Annotated in this window: 12 protein-coding genes; 7 read left to right on the top strand and 5 right to left on the bottom strand. The window is 61.5% G+C overall.

The features are described from left to right. Positions 1-68: 68 nt before the first annotated feature. Entirely contained in the window at positions 69-8,963 is an 8,895-nt protein-coding gene (locus tag KBB96_RS20395; protein ID WP_211631339.1) for a tetratricopeptide repeat protein, read from the bottom strand. 384 nt (positions 8,964-9,347) lie between these two features. Between KBB96_RS20395 and KBB96_RS20390 the strand changes: the two genes are divergently transcribed. From KBB96_RS20390 to KBB96_RS20375, 4 genes are all read left to right on the top strand, one after another. Beyond that, positions 9,348-10,718 (top strand): alpha-L-fucosidase, encoded by a 1,371-nt coding sequence (locus tag KBB96_RS20390; RefSeq protein ID WP_211631338.1) that lies wholly within the window; start codon positions 9,348-9,350, stop codon positions 10,716-10,718. A gap of 103 nt (positions 10,719-10,821) precedes the next feature. Continuing rightward, complete coding sequence (locus tag KBB96_RS20385) at positions 10,822-11,106, top strand: type II toxin-antitoxin system Phd/YefM family antitoxin (protein WP_211631337.1); 285 nt, start codon at positions 10,822-10,824, stop codon at positions 11,104-11,106. Continuing rightward, complete coding sequence (locus KBB96_RS20380) at positions 11,103-11,492, top strand: type II toxin-antitoxin system VapC family toxin (protein WP_211631336.1); 390 nt, start codon at positions 11,103-11,105, stop codon at positions 11,490-11,492. The genes KBB96_RS20385 and KBB96_RS20380 overlap by 4 nt, the downstream gene beginning before the upstream one ends. 245 nt (positions 11,493-11,737) lie before the next feature. Then, a complete protein-coding gene (locus KBB96_RS20375; RefSeq protein WP_211631335.1) occupies positions 11,738-12,595 on the top strand; it encodes a carbon-nitrogen hydrolase in 858 nt (285 codons plus the stop codon). A 175-nt stretch (positions 12,596-12,770) separates the two neighbouring features. On the opposite strand, the gene KBB96_RS20370 is transcribed toward KBB96_RS20375, so the two are convergent. After that, complete coding sequence (locus tag KBB96_RS20370; RefSeq protein ID WP_211631334.1) at positions 12,771-13,136, bottom strand: ArsR/SmtB family transcription factor; 366 nt, start codon at positions 13,134-13,136, stop codon at positions 12,771-12,773. Between the two features lie 395 nt (positions 13,137-13,531). On the opposite strand from KBB96_RS20370, the gene KBB96_RS20365 reads away from it, so the two are divergent. Beyond that, positions 13,532-14,233 (top strand): helix-turn-helix transcriptional regulator, encoded by a 702-nt coding sequence (locus KBB96_RS20365; RefSeq protein WP_211631333.1) that lies wholly within the window; start codon positions 13,532-13,534, stop codon positions 14,231-14,233. A gap of 185 nt (positions 14,234-14,418) precedes the next feature. After that, positions 14,419-15,372, top strand: a complete 954-nt coding sequence (locus KBB96_RS20360; protein ID WP_211631332.1) for a DMT family transporter — start codon at positions 14,419-14,421, stop codon at positions 15,370-15,372. Between the two features lie 13 nt (positions 15,373-15,385). Here the strand turns inward: KBB96_RS20360 and KBB96_RS20355 are convergent, their stop codons facing one another. Continuing rightward, entirely contained in the window at positions 15,386-16,789 is a 1,404-nt protein-coding gene (locus KBB96_RS20355; RefSeq protein WP_211631331.1) for an Nramp family divalent metal transporter, read from the bottom strand. A gap of 195 nt (positions 16,790-16,984) precedes the next feature. Here KBB96_RS20355 and KBB96_RS20350 point away from each other — a divergent pair, with 195 nt between their 5' ends. Further along, positions 16,985-19,189: a beta-N-acetylhexosaminidase gene (locus KBB96_RS20350; RefSeq protein ID WP_211631330.1), complete on the top strand. Its 2,205-nt coding sequence runs from the start codon at positions 16,985-16,987 to the stop codon at positions 19,187-19,189. A 112-nt stretch (positions 19,190-19,301) separates the two neighbouring features. Here the strand turns inward: KBB96_RS20350 and purB are convergent, their stop codons facing one another. Continuing rightward, a complete protein-coding gene (purB, locus tag KBB96_RS20345) occupies positions 19,302-20,720 on the bottom strand; it encodes an adenylosuccinate lyase (RefSeq protein WP_226373597.1) in 1,419 nt (472 codons plus the stop codon). 56 nt (positions 20,721-20,776) lie between these two features. Further along, positions 20,777-21,250 (bottom strand): hypothetical protein, encoded by a 474-nt coding sequence (locus KBB96_RS20340; protein ID WP_211631328.1) that lies wholly within the window; start codon positions 21,248-21,250, stop codon positions 20,777-20,779. Positions 21,251-21,301: the final 51 nt, after the last annotated feature.

The raw sequence follows: 21,301 nt of genomic DNA, 5'->3' as shown, positions 1-21,301 counted from the left end.
TGCCATCATTTCCTTTCAGATCATTCGTCTTCTGTCCCGACAATTTCGTGACGCGTTCCTTGGAGATTTCATTCATCTTCCTCTTTCGCGGGTGGCGGCGGAGGCGGTGGGGGCTCCTTGCCAGCCGTCACATCCGGCACGCCCAGCGTGGGGGCGATCTTCTTGTAGCGGGACTTGATCCAATCGCCGACTTCCCCGGCGGGCATGCCACCCACGAGTTGCTTCGCCTCGTCCTTCTTGCCATCCGCGACCAACAGTTCGGCCAATGGAACCTTCACCGCACCGCGGACGCTGTTCCATGCCGGCTCTGCCGGAGTGGAGGAGAGAGCGCGGCGGTAGGCGGTGACGGCCTCTTCCGGCTTCTTCTGGCCCGCCATTTTCTTACCACGGTATTCAAAGAGAGTCGGACGGACTTCCGGGATGAGCTTGTCATCCGGCAGCAGTGCGATCTCGCACAACTGCTCCATCGGCACGCTGGTGCTCAACTGTTCCAGCCACCCACCGTCCCATGGCACCAGGGAAGCGAACTTCGGATTGGCGAAGACCTTCTCCACCGCCACCTTCCGCATGTCCTTGAACTGCGGATTTTTCCATGGCGCGAAGCGCGCGCCGGAATAGGCGAAGGGCGCGATGCCGCAGCGCGACTGATATTTCTTCACCATATCCGGGCGCGTTTGCATCTTCGCCTTGAGTTCGTCGAAGCGTTCCGGATGCCCGCTCCAGACAGCAAGGAACTGGCAGATCGAAAGACCGGAATTCAACTCATCCTGTTCGAACTCGAAACGCTTCTCGGCATTCAGTGCGAGAGTCTCGAAGAGCGGCAAAGCCTTTTCAAAACCGTCCGTGCCGCCATTCGCCAGGGCATACCAGTACCAAAAGCACGCACGGTCCATGAGATCCATCTGGCAGGTCTTCAGCACGTATTGGGTGCTCCCCTTGTAGCTGTTCCGGCTGCTTTTCTCGAGGACGGGTGAATTTCCGAATATCTCCGTGGCCTTCTCCAACAACGCCGGATCACCGCGCAACAGGGAGGCCATCACCGCGGCTCCATACACCTCGTTCTCGATGGAGGCATACTGGTAGCGGAGGATGTTGTTCACCTTCGAGTTGTAGGCATTCTCCCATTGATCGATGCCCGCCTTGTAGTCGCAGTCCCTTGCCCATGCCGCGAGTTCATCCGCCAACGGGATGGTGGTGAACCGGTTGTTCCGGATCAATCCGCACAGCACCTCCGCCTGGATCACACGATCCTTGGGACGGCATTCGGGATAGCTCTTCGCGAGGCGTTCGGAGCGTTGCTGCTTTTTCTCCTTGGGAGCATCGCCCCCCTCGGCATCCCCATAGGTCAGCAGCTTCGTCTCCAGACGGATCGACAATTCGGGATCCGCCACAAATGCGACGAACCCGGGCAGGCGTTCCTCCAACTGGCGCGTGAATACCCCGGCCTGCTGCTGATCCACCGGATACAGGAATCCACGCGGTGGCAGCAGCATCTTCGCCAGATCATACTGGCCGGAAGCGATCATCGAAGTGATGACCTTGAGATTGCCCGACATCTCACCCTGGGTCTGGCTGAACAGGCGCTTGGCCGTCGCGCCATCACCGGTTCTCGCCGCGACCACCATCAGGTTTCCAGCCAGCGAGGACGGGATATTGCCATGGCCGCCGGGCTTCGAAGCCTGCGCGTTCTTCCAGAAAGCCTCTCCGAAACGTTTCACCACCGGCAGTGCCGACGCTTGCGCCTCATAACGGGCGAGTGCCGCGAACAAGACTCCGCTCCAACCGTTCACGGCGCTGCGCTCATCCGCACAATAGCTTTCATAAAGTGATGCCAGGGATTCGAAAACAGCCGGCTCGGCCAACAATTCGGGAACCCTCGCCACCGCCCGGAATGCGAGAGCCTGTTTCAACGGCGTCCGGATCGCGGCATCCCCCAGCACGGCGGCCAAGGCATCCACCGTCTCCTTGCGCACCTCGGCACTGTCATTCTTCCAGTTCAGCAGCCCGAAGCGGAGGCTGATATAACGGTAGTTCGCACCCAGCGCGGCACGAGCAGGCTCGTGCTTCTTCCTTTCCTCGGCGACGTTGACCGAGTTGTAGCGGCCGGAATCCAGCTTCGAACATACCATGGCGATCACCGCGTCCGCGCGGAGGGCCGCATCGCGGGACAACGCGTATTCAATCATCCGCTGCATTTCCGGCAAGGCGGCCTTGGCCTTGTCCCCTGCTGAAGCGGTGACGAGCATGCCGCCGATCCGGGAGAAGGCTTCGTTGTTGTCGTCCTCATACCGCGGGCTGAAGCTGAAACGCCCCCCCTCCGGCGCGGTCTGGACTTTCTGATAGAACTTCAGCGCTTCATCGGCACTGGCACCCGGCGTTTCGCTGGAAGAATCAAACAGCGAGATCAGCATGGAATCCCGGTCGCTGAGTTCAAAGCCATTGTAGTTTGATCGGGATGAGCGCGCGCCTTGCGCGAGCGCCTTCGTATAACGCCGCTCCGCTTCCAGGAAGACTTCCAAGGCCTTGTCGGGAGCCAAGGGCAGCAGCTGCTTCACGAGATTGCTGACATCCCCACGCATCGAGTAATACGATCCCGGCGAGACCGTCGGCTTGTTCTTCAGGAACTCCTCCGCCTGCTTGGCCACCTCCACACGCCGCTTCTCATCCACGCCCTTGAACTTCGAGCGCAGATTGGGCGGAAGCTTCGCGATCGATTCGGGCTTCAGCCAGGTCATCACGAGGTTGATGCCGCCCAGGCGCGCTTCCGGCATCTTGGCGATCACGGGAGCCGCTTCCGTGATCGCCTGGAGCACCAGCGCGTCCCGGTCGCTGGAGGACGACAATGTCGCCGCGCAAATCAAGGATCCGAAGCGCCCCTTTTTCCGTTCCTTGAGCCGCTTGACCAGGTCCGAGGACGAGAAGTCCGTCGAACCGAACAAGCGGTTTTGCAGCAGGGTTTCCTTCACGGTGATCTTGGCATTCCGCGAGCCACCCTCCCAGCGCATCGTCCACACCGCCATCGGGCTCCACGCATCCACCTCGGCAAGGCATCCCAGGGATTCCAGATACGCCTCGGCTTCTTCCGCGGTCTTGAGGTTGGAACGTTGGAAATGCTGGGTCACCGAGTATTCACCACTGCCCACCGGGATCTTCAACCGATGGAGGGTCCGGCAGAGTCTGGCCGCGGCCACGGGCTCGATTTCGCCCGCCCTCAGGATCTGCTCGATCATGTTCACCTGGCTGATCAGCGCCTGGGTATCCGCCGGATGCTCCCAGTCCACCTTCTCGCCGAATGTCGCCTTCTGAACCGCGAGACACAGGCTCTCGCGCTCGCTGTCCCTGACAATCGCACCCGCCGACAAAAGAGCCGACTGGATCAGGAGCATGTCCTTGGACATCTCCGAGTATCCATAGCGGGTCGAACCCGGTTTGATTCTGGCCAGCTCTCCGAGAAAGAAGGCGGATGAACCCGGAACCGTCGCCGCACGGGCGATGAGTCCCAGTCGCAGCATCTGATGAACCCGCCCTTGGCCGGAGGAAATGGTTTCGTCCTGCCACAGCTTCTTGAGCTGATCCACGCTCTTCAGCGAAGCAAGCGAGGCGACCAGATTTCCGATGGAGGCATCGCGTTTTTTCAGATCCTCGAGATAGGCGGGTGGCAGGACCACGTCCGGTGATTTGACCTGCCCCAGACGGGTCATGATCCATTTCACGGACGCATGCTGGGCAAGATCGTCGCCGCTGCTCGATCCGCCGTTTCCACGGCGCAGCACGAAATAGCGGGAATCCGAATAGGCTCCGCTGGTGAACTCGTTCTTCGAGTTGATCAGCGCTTGCCGCGCGTATCCATCCAGCTCCTCCGGCGCGAACGTCCAGCACCTGGCGCCCGCCAGCAAACGGAAACCTTCCTCCGCCATCACGGGATACTTCAACATCACCAGGGCCAGACGCTTCGCCACTTCCTGGCGCCGCTCCACCAGCAACTGTTTGTCGCTCTTCTTCCCGTCCTTCGGCTCTCCGCCCTCGCCTTTCTTTTTTTCCGGAGACTCCATCAGGTTGGGAAGACCGGCCTCGTAGTATTCTTCGAAGAAGGATTTTCCATAGTAGCTGACCCACGTCAGGTTCGCCTTCTCCAGCGTCTTGGGATCCGTCTGCTCCAGCCACGCCGTCACGCTCTCCTGGAAATCCACGGACGCCTTGCCATCGGTGGACGAATTCCTGCCCAGCGCATTCGCCGATTCGATGGCCATGCTGACGAACTCGTCGTTTCCGGCAGCCGCACTCATGAGCTTGAGCCGCTCATCCTTCTTCTCCAGCGGCAGCGAAAACGCCAGGCGCGCGGCCACGGAAACATCGTCCGGACGTTCCTCATGCAGCTTCTCCAAGGTGGCGACCATGGCGTCCTTCATGCCGAGGCGGCCGCACACGTCCGCGTATTCCAGTCGCTTGACCAAACTCTTCGATTCACCCGGATCGACCAGTTTCATCAGTTCCTTCGATCCTTCCTCGCCAAGCTGTTGCTTGAGGTTCTGCAATTCCTCGCCGCTGTAGCCATATGGATTGCTGCGTTGGTTGCGGAGGATCTGCAGCGCCTCACGGGCCGCGGTTTCGTATTTCTTCTCCGAAACAAACTTGGTCATCCGCTGGACCGAGGCTGTCACGCCTCCGGACGAAGAAGATGACGAACTGGAGCGCGCGGCAAAACCCGCGGGTCCGATGACGGATCGGCCGGACGTCCCTCCGCCACCCGGCGGCGGTTGCAGGCGCTTCGCCAGATCGGCGAGTCCGAGCTTGGTCGCCTGGCCCGCCACAACCGCAGCGGCCATCGGCCCGAAGCTCTGGCGGCACTGCATCAGAGCCGCTTGCAGCGAGTCCGATATTCCCGCCCGCTCTTCCGCCGGGATCTCTCCCGCCACCGCCACCATCGAGACATTCACCCACATGGCGAAATCCCGGTCTGCGGCACCGAGGGTCCGGGCTTTCTCCAGGGTCGCATAGGCATCCGCCATCTTCTTCTGCTTGATGAGCTGAAGCGCGCGGAACACCTCGAAGTCCGCCGCCTCCTCCTTCGGCGGAGAGGCGGAAAGCGATTTTGCAATGGCGGCATCATCACCGGACAGCGTGGCGATCCATACCCGCAACACCGGCGACTCGAACCGGTCCAGGCTCTTCATCGCCTCCGCGATCTCGACCCCCCGGCCATACGAGCCATAATAATTGTTCGTGTCCGCGGAAGGCATCTTGAACTGGGAAAAGATCAAGGGAGGGATCGACCCCAGAGGACAGGTTTCCGCTTTCGGCAGTTCAAAGGGATTGTTCGATTCCCATGGGTTGTACCCACTCGAATACCGGCCGTATTGCAGGATGCGGGAATAGGCGCTGCGTCCCCCCATCATCTGCCCCGCCTTCTTGTTCGGCGGCTGGTTGCGGAAATCCTTGATCCCCTTGTTGAGCGCATCGATCCACTGCTCCGTCGTCCCCGCCACGGAAAGCGCCCCGAGGCGCAGATGCAGTGAATCCATATCCTGCTCCTGCTTTTCCACCAGGGTCTCGACCACCAGCTTCTTCAGCGGCTCCTTCTTCGAGTCCGGCACCGTGACCGTGTTGTTCTGCGATCCGTTCCGGGGATCTTTCGGCGTGAGCAGCGACAGCACCTGATAGCCGATCATCGATCTCATCGGCCCGCTTTTGACATCACCCGCCGCGCGAGCCGCATCGATCAAGGCATCCCACGTCTTGTCCTCCGGCTTGTCACCGGCTTCCGACAGGATCCGGATGCAGGCATTCACCCGGGAAAGCGGGCTGACCTTGTCCCCCTTCTCCAGCACCTTGCGCGCGACGGCGACTGTCACGCCGCGGCCGTACATGCCGGCGAGCTCCATCAGCCCCGGCTGGTCCGGAAACTTTTCCATCAGACGGGCGAAATCCGGATTCCCATTCGACTGCTGTTCGAAGAACTCGGAGGCGAACTCGATGTTGGAAACTCCCGCCGCCTTGATCAGCGCGGCCACCGATGGGTCCAGTCCACCTCCTCCCCGCTTGGCCAGCTTGCACAGATGGACGAGGGAATAAGATCGCACCTCTTCCGATGTATCCGGAAGGCGGAAAGAACCGGTCATCCCGCTGCCCCGACTCAGCATATGACCATAGGAATTGCCGGGACGCTTGTGAGTGTAGGCGGCCTGGGAGGCACCGCTGAGTTCCATGAGCTTCTGGACATCCTCACCATAGGCTTCGTAGTTGTTGCGCACCTGTTGTGGATTGGGCGTCGCGGGTTTCGCCGAGGGCAGATCCCCCTCGGCTTGCATCAGTGAAATGAAGATCGGCAGCGCCTCGGTCTCACGACCGTCCTCTTCGAGCAGCACCGCCAGCAGATACTTCGAGCGCCAGTCGCCGCCATCCGGGATCTCCTCACGCATGAAGCGGATGGCTTCATCGTGCATCTTCGATCCCGCGAGCGCGGCGGCGCTTTCCTCGGTGGAACGCGGATCACCGGCCTTCTTGCCCGACATCGCCCGCATTTCGCGCAGACCTTTCAGTGCCTGCCCCTGTCGCAGATAGGCCTGGGCCAAAGCGGAGCGGACCTTGTTGGCATTGTCATAGGGAAGGGCCTCTTCCAATACCGCGACGACGCGGTCCTGATTGCCCGCCTTGTCTTCCAACGCGGAAATCTGCAACCGCAGGTCCACGTCCTTCGGCTGGATCCGGACCGCTTCCAGCAACAGATCGCGGCGCTTGTCCTCGTTCTGCATCACCCGGGCCAGTTCCGCCTGCGCGAGGATGGGACCAAGCGAACGGCGGTTGCCCTTCGCACGTTCCTTCAGCTTTTCATCCAGTTCTTCAGTCCGGCCATTCTTCAACGCGAGCTGGGCAAGCTGCGCCGCCCACCGGGCCTGATCGGTGGGGGATTGCGATTCATCATACAGCCGCCAATAGATCGCCTCCGCGTCCGCCCATTGGCCGGCCTCGTCATGCAGCAAGGCCAGCGCCGCCGCGAGATCCGCATCGCCCTCGAACCGGGCGGCGGCCTGCCGCGCCACTTTCACCGCCTCATCCGCCTTGCCACTTTCGCGCAGCAGGCGGCTGGCCATCGTCCACGCGGTCTTGTCCCCCGGCGCGCTTTGTTTCCAGCGCTCCACCGTGGCGATGGCATCGGCCGCTTTTCCCGCCCGCTGCTGGAGTTCCGCCAGATCCTTGAAATAGGCGGCCTTCCTGCCCTCATCTGTATCCGCCAGGCGGGAAAGTACGGCGATTGCCGTATCAAAATCCCCGCGCCGGTCGAGAAGAGCGGCGTGGAAATGAACCACCAGCGGATCGGTGGCGGCATCGAGCAACTTGCCGACAGCGGGCAGATCCCCCTGCGTTTCCGCGAGGCTGGCCAGCAGACAGGTCTCGCTCGGAGATCTCGCCGCCTGTGCCTCCAACGTCTTGCGCCATTCCAAGCCTTTATCCGCCGCGGCAATCACACGGCCCGCCAGGCCGATGGATTCGGCCAGTTCTGTACTCTGTTTGGCCAGCCGCACCAGCTTCACCGCCTGTGGCACGGCACCCTCCGCCTTGCCCGCCGCGAGGGCGGTCTGGGACAGCGCGATCAGGAACCGCGGCTCCGATGGGAATTTCTCCGCCTTCGCAACAAGCACGTCATATGCCGTGGCACTCTCGCCCAGTGCGGAAATCGCCCCGGCAACCCGGATCACCACATCCACGTCATCCGAGACTCCCACCTTTTTCAACAGATCCAACGCCTCGGTCTTGCGGTTGGTACGTCCATATTGCGCGGCCAGAACCTCGGCCGGTGCCGGTCCCGCACCAGGTGCCGCCGACAACTCCTTCAACAACGCCTCTCCCGGCTCATTCTGGTTATACTGGAGCATCAGGCCCGCAATGCGGATGCCCGCGCCCTCGTCCTTGCCCATCAGTTCGTGAGCCTTCTTCAAAGCGGTCAGCACGGCCTCCGGCTTGCCCTGCCTGCTGCGCAACGAGGCGAGCTGGAGATAGAGACCACTCTCGGTCGGTGCGGTTTCAATGAGCTTTTCCAGTTCCGCGGAGGCATCATCGAACCGCTCGCCATCGGTCAGCAGACGCACGAATTCCTCCCGCAGCTCGCGGTCTCCCGGCGAGCGCTTCAACACCTCGCGGAAACGGCCGATCGCCTTGTCCGCATCTCCCTGGGCCGCCTCCAACTTGGCAAGCTGGCGGTGGATCAACAGGCGGCGCGGATTCGCCTCCGCGAGTTTCGCGAGCTGGGCCGCCAGTTCATCCAGCCGGTCCTGCTTGCGGAAAACCTTCTCGATCTGGGCCAGCACCTCGCGTTCCAACCACGATCCCTCGCCCACCTGGGCGAGCGTGGCGGCGTAGGCTTCCACGGCTTCGTCATTCTTGCCGGAATGCGCCAGCAAATCGCCCCGCCGCAGCCCGCGGAGCGTTTTCTGATAGGGGTCCTTGCTGACCTCGATCAATTTCCCGACATAAGTCAAAGCCTGTGCGGTCTCGCCTTCGGCAGCCGCCGTCTCCACAAGATCCTCCAGCAAATCCTCATCTCCGGGATGCGCGGCCAACACGGCATCCCAAGCCTTGATCGCCTCTTCGGCCTTGCCTTCCCGCAGCCAGGATTTCCCCAACAGCTTGGACGCCTCCAAAGCAAGTGCTTCATCCTTTCCTGCCACAACCGCGGCCAGATCCTTCCGCGCACTATCAAATTCCATGCGGCGCAAGCGCAACTTCGCGCGATCCATCGCCAGCGCCGGGTCGTCCGGGACCGCGGCGATCGCCTTGCCCAGAGAGGCCAGCGCACCGTCCTCCTGACCACGCCGCAGTTGATAGAGCGCCAGCACCGTCCAATCCTGGCCACCGTTTTTCTCCGCGCGATCAGTGAGGAAAACGCCGAGAGACTCCACCGGCTGTTCATCGATCCACGCGCCGAAGAACCGGTCGAACAACGCCGCGTTGTGCGGTCGTTTCATCAAGGCGTCATGATATTTCAAAGCCTTCTCCGGAGGAGCCTCCGGCGCGGCTGACACCAGGGAAACGGGAACCAACGCAAAGAGAAGAGGACGATGGAACATGAGTCAGGAGGTTGCGTCTGATTACCTTTCAAAAGCCAAGGCCGCTGTCCCGTCCAAAATCACGAATCGTCATTGGAAAGGACGCTTCATTTTCCAACTCCCACCGCGCCCCGTTTTGTCTGCGGAGCGACAAAAAATCCTGTCTCCCCCGGCTTCCTCTCCCACTCATCTGCCAAGGAAACGAGCGCAGATTCCACCCCCATTCCTTCGAAAATACCAATCGCCAGAAGCCGCCGGATTCACAACCATTCGCTGGATTTCCCGCACATTCCCACGATTCCCATGATCCGCAAAACCGTCCTCGCGTTGGCCGCCGCACTCACCGCGCTCCAGGCCGTTCCCGCCCGCGCTGCCGAAACCGAACAACAGCGGAATGCCCGCATGGAATGGTGGCGGGAAGCCCGCTTCGGCATGTTCGTCCACTGGGGCCTCTATTCAGGACTGGCCGGCACATGGGAAGGCAAGTCGATCGGCGGTGGCGGGGTCGAATGGCTCCAGACACGCGTGGGAGTGGACACGGAAACCTATACGAAGGCCGCGAAGCCGAAGTTTGTTCCAAAGCCGGGCTTTGCAAAAGCGTGGGCCAAGGTGGCGAAGGACGCCGGCTGCAAATACGTCGTCTTCACCACCAAACATCACGAAGGCTTCTACCTCGGAGACTCGAAGCTCACCGACTTCGATGGCAAGGACTTCACCGGCCGCGACCTGATCAAGGAGATCACCGACGCGCTTCATGAAGAAGGCCTCAAGGTCGGCTTCTACCACTCGATCATCGACTGGCATCATGCGGACTACGACTTCAAGGCCGCCAAGGGACTGCCCTATCCGAAACAAGCCGCCGAGAAGGCGACGGAACCGCGGGATCAGCAAAAGTACATCAAGTATCTCCACGGCCAGGTCGATGAACTGCTGTCGAACTACGGCAAGGTGGATGTGATCTGGTGGGACTACAGTTCGACCCAGTTCGATGGCGATGCCGCCTGGGGAGCCGCCGATCTGATCAAGGAAGTGCGCGCCAAGCAGCCGGGCGTGATCATGAACAACCGCCTCTACCGCCGCCCGGAGGCGGGTTTCAGCGGCATGGGCACCCACAACGTCACTGACCGCATGGACCCGCAATACGGCGACTTCGTCACCCCGGAAAACAACATCCCCGCCAACGGGCTCGGCACGGTCGATTGGGAAACCTGCATGACCATGAACGGAACGTGGGGCTTTTCCGAACACGACAAGGCGTGGAAATCCACCGAGAAGCTGATCCGCAACCTCATCGACATCGCCAGCAAGGGCGGCAACTACCTGCTCAACGTCGGTCCGACCGGCGATGGCACCATTCCTCCGGAAAGCGTCGAGCGCATGGAAGCCATGGGAGCGTGGCTGAAGAAGAACGGCGAGGCGATCTACGGCACCAAGGCGAATCCCTTCAAGGAATCCGCCTTCGACGGCCGCGTAACCAAGAAGGGCGGCACCCTCTATCTCCATGTCTTCAAGCGTCCGGACAATGGCACCATCGTCCTGCCGGTGAAAGCCGCCAAGGCCGTGCTGTTGGATGGCGGAAAGGCGCTGGAAGTGAAGGTGGATGGCGATCAAACCACCATTACCCTGCCGGAAACCCTCGCCGATCCGATCGCCACGGTGATCAAAGTGGACTGAATCCTCACAAATCAATCGGGCATTCTTCCTTAGCCGCCGTGCCTTCATGGCGGCTTTTCTCGGCCATCTTGACAAGACCAAGTCTCATGACTAAGTCTTGATCATGAGCATCGTTTCCATTCATGAAGCGAAAACCCATCTTTCCCGGCTGATCCAGCGGGCTTTGGAGGGTGAAGAAATCATCATCGCCAATCGGAACGAGCCCATGGTCCGGCTGCAAGTGGTCCGTGAAAGCCCTCCCTCCAGGCAGTTCGGCGGCCTCAAGGGCCTCGTCCTGGCGATGGGAGACCACTTCAACGATGAATTGGAAGACTTCGGTGACTATGCGCCCCCGATCTCACAACGGGTGGCGGAGCCGAAGAAACCCTACCGGCGGAAAAAGCCATGAGACTGCTGCTCGATACCCATGCCCTGCTGTGGATGATCGCGGATGATCCAAGGCTCTCTCCGTCGGCACGGCGTCATATCACCAGCGCGGATGAATTGGCTTGGAGTGTGGCTTCTCTCTGGGAAATCGCCATCAAGCTCAGCCTCGATCGCCCGGACTTCAAGCTTGGACGTGGTTGGGCGCGATTGATCCCGGAAGAAATGACCCGCAATGGCGTCCGTCGGATCGACCTATCCGCGATCCATTGCGAAACCGTTTCCCGGCTGCCTTGGCATCATCGTGATCCTTTCGACCGTCTGCTGGTGGCACAAGCCGCCACAGACGGCCTGGCGATCCTCAGCGCCGATAACAGCTTGGACGCATACGCGCCGAAGCGGCTCTGGTAGCTTCCCTACTCATCTATCTCCGATTCCGCACAACACGAACCCCGGGCATGGAGGCAGGACGCGCACCATGCCTCGCCTCCGACCACGATCACGGCCTCCTGACCACAAAGGTGGCAGGGCTGCGGCTCGTCTTTCACTACGGGCAGATCGCTCTCCATGCAGGGACCCAAGCATGACTGGCGGATTTTTCACGCCCCGATGTTCGACGTTGATCGCGGCGGATGCCATGTTCAGGTTCTCCCGCCATGCCGCGTCTCGCCCTGCTCCAGTCCAAGACCTTCGCCACCAAGGACGAAGCCTTCTCCCACCATGAGAAGCTGATCCGCGAAGCCGCCGCAGGCGGCGCAAACATCGTGGTAACGCAGGAGCTGTTCCTGACCCCGTATTTCTGCACGGTCGAGGATCCGGCTCTGTTCGACCTGGCCGATCCCCTGCCCGGCCCGGTCACCGACCGCCTCGGCGCGCTGGCGAAGGAACTCGGCATCGTGCTGGTTTCCTCCCTTTTCGAAAAACGCGGCCCCGGCCTCTACCACAACACCGCCGCGATCCACGATGCCGATGGCGCCCTGCTCGGTCTCTACCGGAAGTCCCACATCCCACAGGACCCGGCCTTTGAGGAGAAATTCTACTTCACCCCCGGCGACTCCGGTTGGCCGGTGTGGGACACGAAGTTCGGCAAGCTCGGCGTGCTGATCTGCTGGGACCAGTGGTATCCGGAGGCTGCCCGCCTGATGACCCTCGGCGGTGCCCAGCTCCTCGTCTATCCTACCGCGATCGGCTGGCTTCCCGAGGAAAAACCGACCCTTGGCGATGCCCAGCACTGCGCCTGGGAAACCGTCCAGCGTGGCCATGCCGTCGCCAATGGCTGCTACCTCGCCGCCATCAACCGCACCGGCAACCAGGACAACACCGAGTTCTGGGGCCGCTCGTTTGTGGCCAATCCCTATGGCGAAATCGTCGCAAAGGCCTCCACGGAGAACGAAGAGATCCTCTACCACGATGTGGACCTCCAGCTTGTGGAGGATTTCCGCCGCATCTGGCCGTTCTTCCGCGATCGCCGTATCGATGCCTACGGCGATCTGACGAAGCGCTGGCGGAGTTGAAATCATCGCGGCGAAGGACCAGGTGCCGAACCTGATCAAGTACGCCTTCAATCTCAGTCCGCTCGCCATCGATACCCGTCGGCTCGTCCGCGGCACCGGGTCGGCCGGATTGATGTGAGCCTGCCTTGAACTATCCGGAAATTGCCCGCAATGACGTATCTGCGGATCGGGAGATCTATTCCCCCTTCTCGCCGAAGCGCACCACCAGCTCTCCGAAGTCCACTTCCAGTCCGTGGCCGTTCTGGTGACAGGTAGCGGACTCGGACAAACCGATGCAGCGCCGTCTGGCATCCCCTCCCGGATCGGGGAAGACCGCCACGATTCCGCACTCGAGGAGTTGTGGCAAATGACTCGACAAGGCCGGGCGGTCCACCCCCAGCCGCTGGGCCAGTTCCTTCACCGGCAGCGGACCATGGAAAGCCACCTCACGGATCAAGGCCCACCTCACCGGATGCCCGAGAGCCAAGGGTTTCCGGGCACCAGCCAAGGCTTTTCCTTGTTCTTTCAGGCCCGCCCGTAATCTGGTCTTCGTACCGCTCATCTCCACTCATGCGAGGCATAGGTATTATCACCTGACTTGGCAATCCCTTAACCCGTGAAAGACATAAGTTTTCTTCTGAAGTTCAATGGTAATCGTAAAATTACCCATAGCCCGAAACATATGCGTAACCCTCAGATTACCAATATTAACCACCAACCCGCTGATTACCAACGACCGGATACAAGAGACCGCAGATCGCACGAATATGCAACACCGAGAGGATAAAAAAGTTGTCATCACATGATCGAAAACATTTCCACAAACATTGATCTGTACCGCAGCCTCGCCGCGTGGAGAATTCAAAACATCCCCCCAACCCGGAACACCTGTTGGAAGACGAGGATGTACGAGCTATTGTCCGGCTTTTATCCGAAGTAGCGGCGGAATCGGGTCCCGTGAACCGCAAGCGCGAGATCCTGATGGAAGGCCTCTGCCGCCTGATCGACGCCCAGGCCTGGTTGTGGGCCGCGGCCCCTTCCCTGATCCCCGGACGACAGCCGGTCTATTTCTATCATCAGCTCGGCGGACTCGGTCCGGAGCAGCTTCCGGCTTATCTCAAGGCGGTGGAGCATCCGGACACCGGGGAGATGACCCTTCCGTTCATCATGGAACTCCAGAACGAGAAGACCCACCTCACCCGCCGCCGTCAGCAAATCATCCCGGATGAGCGCTTCCAGACTTCACCCGCCTCGAAGTTATGGGAGGAGGCCGGTCTGGGTCCCCTCATCCTTTCGTTCCGCCCCTTGGATCGTGGAGCCATCAGTTCGGTGGGAATCTATCGTCATCTCGACAAGCCGCAGTTCACCCAACGCGAATCAAAAATCGTCCATGTCCTGCTCACGGAGGTGGATTGGCTGCATGTGGATGGCCTGCCGGTGGAGGAGTCCCGCTCGCTGCCCGCGTTGTCTCCGCGCTGCCGCATGGTCTTCACCCAGCTCCTGCACGGGAGGTCCCGCAAGCAGATCGCGGCGGACCTCGGCTTGTCCGTCCATACGGTCAACGATTACGTCAAAACACTTTTCTCGCACTTCACCGTGCGCTCCACACCGGAGCTGCTGGCCCGCTTCCGTGTGGGGGATGGGCGGGACACCCCCTAGTTTTGGGGAATTGGCGGGACAAGGTGTTTCACATTACAGCCACCAGCGCAGGCCACGAAGTGGCAAGCCGACGTCTCCCGGCCCGGTGCTCATGACAGACAGCGGGTCGGGGACAGTCGGGCTGGCCCGGGCTTTTCCCGGGATGCGGCTGGCCACGCAACGGAAGTCCCGGTTAGCATCCATCCGTGCCGGTTTTGTTTCTGATCATCGCATGTGCGCTGTGGGGATTGAGTTTTCCCGTGGTAAAGGCGCTGCACTATGAGCAGACGCTGCGGATCCCGGAGGCGAGCAGTGCCTTTCTGGCGGCATGGATGCAGGTGGGGCGCTTCGGCCTCGGAGCCTTGATCCTCCTGCCTCTGCTGCATCGGGTGCGACCAACCCGTCAGGAGCTCCGCCAAGGCCTCCTGCTGGCCTTCTGGGGTGGCTTTGGCATGGCCGTACAGGCGGACGGACTCGCCTACACCCCTGCTTCCACATCCGCCTTCCTGACCCAAGCGTACTGTGTGATCCTGCCTCTGTGGGCCTGCCTGCGGCAGCGCCAGTGGCCGACATTACGCGTGGTGGGAGCCACCGCTCTGGTAGTGGCGGGTGGAGCGATTCTCGCGGGCCTGCGCCCGGGCGATCTCCGTCTCGGCCGTGGTGAGATCGAAACGCTGGTCGGGGCCTTCATTTTCACCTTCCAGATCCTGACGCTGGAAAATCCCCGCTATGACGGAAACCGCGGCCTGCCCGTGACCTTCGTGATGTGCTCCGGCATCGCGATCCTGTTCATCCCGATCGCGTGGGTGCTCGCTCCATCCTCATCTGCCATGATCCAGGCAGGTGCCTCGCTGCCTTCGTTCGTTCTGGTGGCGGTGCTGGCGGTGTTCTGTTCGGTGGGGGCTTACCTGCTGATGAACGTCTGGCAACCGCGTGTCTCCGCCACCGAGGCCGGCCTGATCTACACCATCGAACCGGTATTCACCGCGGGCTACGCGCTGTTCCTCCCTGCGATGCTGGGAACATTCGTCGGCAAGGAATACCCGAACGAAACGCTGACGTTTTCGCTGATGGTGGGCGGCTCGCTGATTCTGGCGGCAAACGTGCTGATGCAGTGGAAACGTCCTCCGCACGATCCTTCGATCGCTCCGATGCCGTGAAGCGATCCGCAGTTCACAAACCGATCGCCGCGCGCCAGGCCTCCGGCACGAAGAAATCAACCAGCAGCTTCACGTTCAACACGATGATGACCACCGCGGTGAGCCAGGCGAGGAGCTTGATCCACAGTGGATTCGCGAAGCGACCCATCTTCACCTTGTCGCCGGTGAACATCAGCAGCGGCACAACCGCGAAGCCGAGCTGCATGGAAAGAATCACCTGGCTCCAGATGAGCAGGTTGGTCGTCTCATTTTCCCCGTAGATCGCGATTATAATCACCGCCGGCACCACCGCGATCAGGCGGGTGATGAGACGCCGCACCCACGCCTTCATGCGGATGTTCAGGAAGCCTTCCATCACGATCTGACCGGCGAGCGTGCCGGTGAGCGTGGAGTTCTGGCCGCTGGCAAGCAATGCCACGGCGAACAACGTACTGGCAATGCCCACGCCCAGCACCGGACTGAGCAACTGATACGCCTCCTGGATCTCCGCCACTTCGTGCCGCCCGGTCGTGTGGAATGCCGCGGCCGCGAGAATGAGGATGCCGCCATTGATGAAAAGGGCGAACATCAGCGCGCCGGTCGAATCGATGGTCGCATACTTGATTGCCTCCGCTCGCCCCTCGTCGGTGCGCTGGAAATCACGTGTCTGCACGATCGAACTGTGGAGGTAGAGATTGTGCGGCATCACCGTCGCACCAAGAATGCCGATCGCCACGAACAGCATCTCCTTGTTATGAAGCAGCTCGGCCGAAGGCATGAAGCCGCGGGCAATACCGCCGAGATCCGGCTTCGCGAAAATCATCTCCGCCGCAAAGCAGCCTCCAATGGTCAGGATCAGCGTGATGACCAGCGCTTCCACGTAACGGAAGCCCTTGTTCTGCAGCAGCATGACGATCATCACGTCCGCCACGGTGATCACGCAGCCCCATACCAGCGGGATGCCGAAGAGCAGTTGCAGGCCGATGGCCGAGCCGATCACCTCCGCCAGATCACACGCTGCGATCGCCGCCTCACAGAGCACCCACAGCATCCACGCCACCGGGCGCGGATAGTGGTCCCGGCACGCCTGCGCGAGATCGCGGCCCGTCACCACCCCCAGCTTCACGCACAGGTGCTGGAGGAGGATCGCCATCAGATTCGAAATCAGGATGACCGAAAGCAGCGTGTAGCCGAACTTCGCTCCGCCCGCGAGGTCGGTCGCCCAGTTGCCCGGATCCATGTAACCAACCGAAACGAGGAACCCGGGTCCGGCGAAGGCGAGAAGTTTCCGCCACCATGAGGCATTCTGCGGTATCCTGATCGAGCGGAAGACCTCCGGCAAACTTTCGCGTCCCTTGCCTCGCCATCCTTTGCCGCGGCAGGGAGTGTCCTCCGGGCTGGGAGTGGTGTCTTCGAACGTGGCGGCCGGGTCGGACATGTCGCTGCACACTTGTTACCCTTCAAATTCTACGGATCAACACCGAATTTTAGCCTAAGCTAAAATTTGTGGGCGAGCCTCCGAAACGTGGGCCAAGAAGCCTCTATCGGCAGAACTCCCCATGAAGAGATTGAAATGACTGCCCATCCTGCTCCGTTTGGTGGCGGTTCCTTTTTTGTTTCACCGATTTCTGCCATGCGATTTGCGCTTACACTTGCCCTTCTGGCCGCCGCACTACCGGTTTTCGCCGCCGATCCCTCTCCGCTGGTGATCCCCAAACCGGTCGCCCTCACCCGCGACAGCGGCAGCTTCACCCTCACGCCACAGACGGTGATTGTGGCGGATACCGCCAGCCAACCGGCTGCACGGATCCTTGCCGACCAGCTTTTCAAGTCGACCGGCTATCGCCTGCCGATCCAGTCCCAAGCCAATGGTGCGGCCATCATCCTGCGCGTGGAAGGCTCCGCTGCCGCGGGTGCTGAATCCTACAAGCTGGCGGTCGCCTCCTCCGGAGCCACGATCACGGCTCCCGCCTATGCGGGCATTGCCAATGGCGTGCAGACGCTCCTCCAACTCCTGCCTTCCGCCATCTATTCCGACCATGAGGTCAAAGGCCGGACGTGGGTCATCCCGGCGGTGCGGATCGAGGACCAACCGTCCTACGCGTGGCGTGGCATGATGCTGGATTCGTCCCGCTACTTCTTCGACAAGGCTTTCGTGCTCCGCTATCTGGACATCATGGCGGCACACAAGCTGAACGTGCTCCATTTCCACCTGATCGATGACGCGGGCTGGCGCCTGGAGATCAAGAAATACCCGAAGCTCACCGAGATCGGTGCTTTCCGCGGCGAGGGCCCGACCCGCCAGGGCGGCTTCTACACGCAGGAGGACATCCGCGAGATTGTGAAGTACGCCGCGGATCGTAATATCACCGTCGTCCCCGAGCTGGAGCTTCCGGCCCACACGCTCTCCGCCATCGCCGCCTACCCGTGGCTGTCCTGCACCGGCAAGGAGCAGAAGGTTCCCGCCGTCCATTTCATCTCGGACGATCTCTATTGCGCGGGCAAGGCCACGACGTGGCAGTTCCTCCACGATGTGCTCGATGAAATGTGTGTGCTCTTCCCGTCCACCTACATCCACATCGGCGGCGATGAGGCGAAATACACCAAGTGGAAGGCCTGTCCGGATTGCCAGAAGAAGATGAAGGAACTGGGCCTGAAGAGCGAACACGAGCTGCAAGGCTGGATGACCACCGAGGTGGAAAACTACCTCAAGAAAAAGGGCCGCCAGATCCTCGGCTGGGATGAGATCCTCGGCTGCGGCGTCTCCACCACCGCGGGCCTGATGCCATGGCATGACCCGAAGGCCGTGACCGAAGGCGCGAAGCGTGGCAACCCGCTCGTCCTCGCGCTCACGAACCGCTGCTACTTCGACGTGCCGGAAAGCAAGGAGCCCGGCGAAGTGCCTGGTGCCACCTGGCTGCCGCCGATTTCCCTCCAGCAGGCCTACGAGTGGCATCCGACTCCGGACGGTCTCACGCCCCAGCAGGAGAAGACCGTGTTGGGAGCCGAAGGCTGCCTGTGGAGCGACCAATTCCTTCACAAGCCGTTCCTCGCCGATACCACACCGTTCAACGAAGATCGCTCCGCACGCTATCTGGAATATCTGATGCTGCCCCGCGCCGCCGCGCTGGCCGAGGTGACGTGGACCCCGAAGGCGTCACGCGATTGGAAGGACTTCTCCACCCGCATGGCCCGCCAATACGCGCGCTACGCCGCCGCCGGATGGAATCACCGTCTGCCGATCCCGCAGGTAACCTTCACCAAGGGCACCGATGGCAAGCTCACCGCCACCGCCGTTTCGGAAGTGGAAGACGGCGGCATCCGCTACACCACGGATGGCAACTGGCCGCTCGCCTATTCCCCTGCCTACACCAAGCCCGTCACCGTGGAAAAGGAATCCGACTTCCGCGCCGTGGCGGTGAACGCGGACGGACACATCAGCCTGCCTTTCCAAACCAAGGCCGCGGACAACCGCTTCGCGAAATATGGAGAGCAAATCGGCGAGTGGAAATCCGGCAAGGTTGGAGATCGCAAGCCGTTGACCGTGGAATTCGATGCCACCGGCAAGATCAACCAAGCGGGCACCTATGAGGTCACCTTCCAGTTCACCGATGGCAAGCAGCGCCTCGACATCGACTCCGTGGAGGTCTTCCTCAACCAGGACAGCGTGGCGAAGGATGTGCATCACGGCACCACCGGCGCGACGAACGACAAGAATGTCTATCGCCTGAAGGTGGACCGCTATGAAACCGGTGCCTCCTTCAAGATCCGCGCCGCCGTCTATGGTGACGAAGGCAGCGACTCCAACGGCGTGGTGCTCCTGAAGAAGGTGCCGTAGCCAAGTGAAGCGAAGCTGGGCTTCGCGTGTGGAAAACGCCCTGTTCGGTCACAAGCATGCCCGATCAGAACCGGGCTTGCTACCGGCGCGCGAAGCCAAGCTTCGCGCGACCTTACAAAATCGAGCCCGGTGCGTAGGCTGCGGCCTGCGGATGCGCGGCTTCGATCGTGCTGACCGCAGCGGCGAACGCGGCCACCTGCGCGCGTGCGGCACCTGCATTGCTTTCACCTTCCGCGACGATCGCGGCGAGCTGTTCGCCGGTGAGAGGAATGCGATCATCGCCAGCAAGGCGCTCGACGAGATTGTTCACCGTGGTCTTGCCAACACGCAGGTCGTTCACCGTCGCCACGGCGTGCTCCTTGATCGCCTTGTGCGCGGTTTCACGACCGACACCGGCCTTCACCGCTTCCATCATGATGGTGGTGGTCATGAGGAATGGCAGATAGTGCGCGTTCTCCTTCGCAATGACTGCCGGATAGGCATCCATCTGATCGAGGATGGTGAGGAAGGTTTCGAAGAGACCATCGAGCGCGAAGAAGGCATCCGGCAGCATCACGCGGCGTACCACGGAGCAGGACACGTCCCCCTCGTTCCACTGGTCACCCGCGAGGCCGCCGGCCATGGCGAGGTAGCCCTTCAGGATCACGTGGAAGCCGTTCACGCGTTCGCACGAGCGGGAGTTCATCTTGTGCGGCATGGCGCTCGATCCGGTCTGGCCCGGCGCGAAGCCTTCGCTGGCGGTTTCGTGACCGGCCATCAGGCGCAGGGTCTTGGAGAAAGAGGACGGGCCGCTGGCGAGATCCGTGAGCACGGACACCACGCGGAAATCGAGCGAGCGCGGATAGACCTGACCGACATTCATCCACACCGCCGGGATGCCGAGGTGGGAGACGACCTTCTTCTCCAGCTCCGCCACCTTCGCGGCATCGCCTTCGAACAGGGAAAGCTGGTCCATCTGCGTGCCAACCGCACCCTTCAGACCACGCACCGGGTAGCGGGCGATCACGTCCTCCAGTGCATGAAAGGCTCCGAGCAACTCCTCGCCGAACATCGCGATACGCTTGCCGAGGGTGGTCGGCTGGGCGGCGACATTGTGGGTGCGGGCGGTGATGACCACATCCGCCCACTGCTCGGAACGGATGCGCAGGCGCTTCAATGTGGCCACCGTTTTGTCGCGGATGACTTCCAGCGAGCGGAACACCTGAAGCTGCTCCACGTTCTCGGTGAGGTCGCGGGAGGTCAGACCCTTGTGAATGTGCTCGTGCCCGGCGAGGTCGTTGAACTCCTCGATGCGCGCCTTCACGTCGTGGCGGGTGATCCGCTCGCGGGCCATGATCGAGCCGGGGTCCACGCTGTCCTTCGCCTTTTCGTAGGCGGCGATGGCTTCGGCCGGGATGTCGAGGCCGAGATCGCGCTGGGCCTTCATCACCGCGATCCAGAATTCCCGCTCCAGCACGATGCGGCCCTCGGCGGACCAGATGGCTTGGGTGGCGGAGGAAGCGTAGCGTTCGGCGAGGACGTTGGGAATCACGGGCGGGACCGTAGGAAACCGCACCGGGCAGCGCAAGCCCGGGAGGATCGCCCGGATCACCTTCCCGCCATCGCCAGATCGTAGAAATGCCGGGCGGCTCGGCCACTGATTTTATGTGACTTGCACAGCTCATCCGCCACTGCCGTCACCGCGTTCCAAGTCGCGGCGTCCTCCAGCAGATGCTCCACCTTGGAGAGCATCCGCTCCAGCAAACGCCCGGCTTGGCGCGCATTCGGAGCCCGCATTTCCGCCAGCCGCCGCGCCATTTCCAAGTCCTGCGCCGCTCCCGGGAGGTGATAACGCCCGGTCAGTCGCGCCTCCGCCGCCATCCCCCCGAGCAGGATCAGCAGGTCGGTTTCGAGACTGTCCTTCAGTTTCCGCGCCGTCCCCTTTTTCACCTCGCAGTGTCCCAGTCGCTGGAGTTTGGGCACGATGCTCACCTCTTGGATCATGCGCCCCTCCGACAATGCGATCACCGCATGGCCCGCCTCATGATAGGCAGTCAGACGTTCGAGATCGAGGGAAGACATACCCGAACGTCGGGCGGGAAGAAATCCACTGGCGAGAAAAAAGATAGGCCA

This window comes from Luteolibacter ambystomatis, assembly GCF_018137965.1.
GTDB lineage: Bacteria > Verrucomicrobiota > Verrucomicrobiia > Verrucomicrobiales > Akkermansiaceae > Luteolibacter > Luteolibacter ambystomatis.
Note: the sequence above shows the minus strand (reverse complement) of the source record. Positions and strands in the feature narration are given on the sequence as shown.

Bases quoted from the DNA above. Each gene is read 5' to 3' on its own strand.
- KBB96_RS20395 (WP_211631339.1), bottom strand. From the start codon at position 8,963: ATGAAACGACCGCACAACGCGGCGTTGTTCGACCGGTTCTTCGGCGCG.
- KBB96_RS20390 (WP_211631338.1), top strand. From the start codon at position 9,348: ATGATCCGCAAAACCGTCCTCGCGTTGGCCGCCGCACTCACCGCGCTC.
- KBB96_RS20385 (WP_211631337.1), top strand. From the start codon at position 10,822: ATGAGCATCGTTTCCATTCATGAAGCGAAAACCCATCTTTCCCGGCTG.
- KBB96_RS20380 (WP_211631336.1), top strand. From the start codon at position 11,103: ATGAGACTGCTGCTCGATACCCATGCCCTGCTGTGGATGATCGCGGAT.
- KBB96_RS20375 (WP_211631335.1), top strand. From the start codon at position 11,738: ATGCCGCGTCTCGCCCTGCTCCAGTCCAAGACCTTCGCCACCAAGGAC.
- KBB96_RS20370 (WP_211631334.1), bottom strand. From the start codon at position 13,136: ATGAGCGGTACGAAGACCAGATTACGGGCGGGCCTGAAAGAACAAGGA.
- KBB96_RS20355 (WP_211631331.1), bottom strand. From the start codon at position 16,789: ATGTCCGACCCGGCCGCCACGTTCGAAGACACCACTCCCAGCCCGGAG.
- KBB96_RS20350 (WP_211631330.1), top strand. From the start codon at position 16,985: ATGCGATTTGCGCTTACACTTGCCCTTCTGGCCGCCGCACTACCGGTT.
- KBB96_RS20340 (WP_211631328.1), bottom strand. From the start codon at position 21,250: ATGTCTTCCCTCGATCTCGAACGTCTGACTGCCTATCATGAGGCGGGC.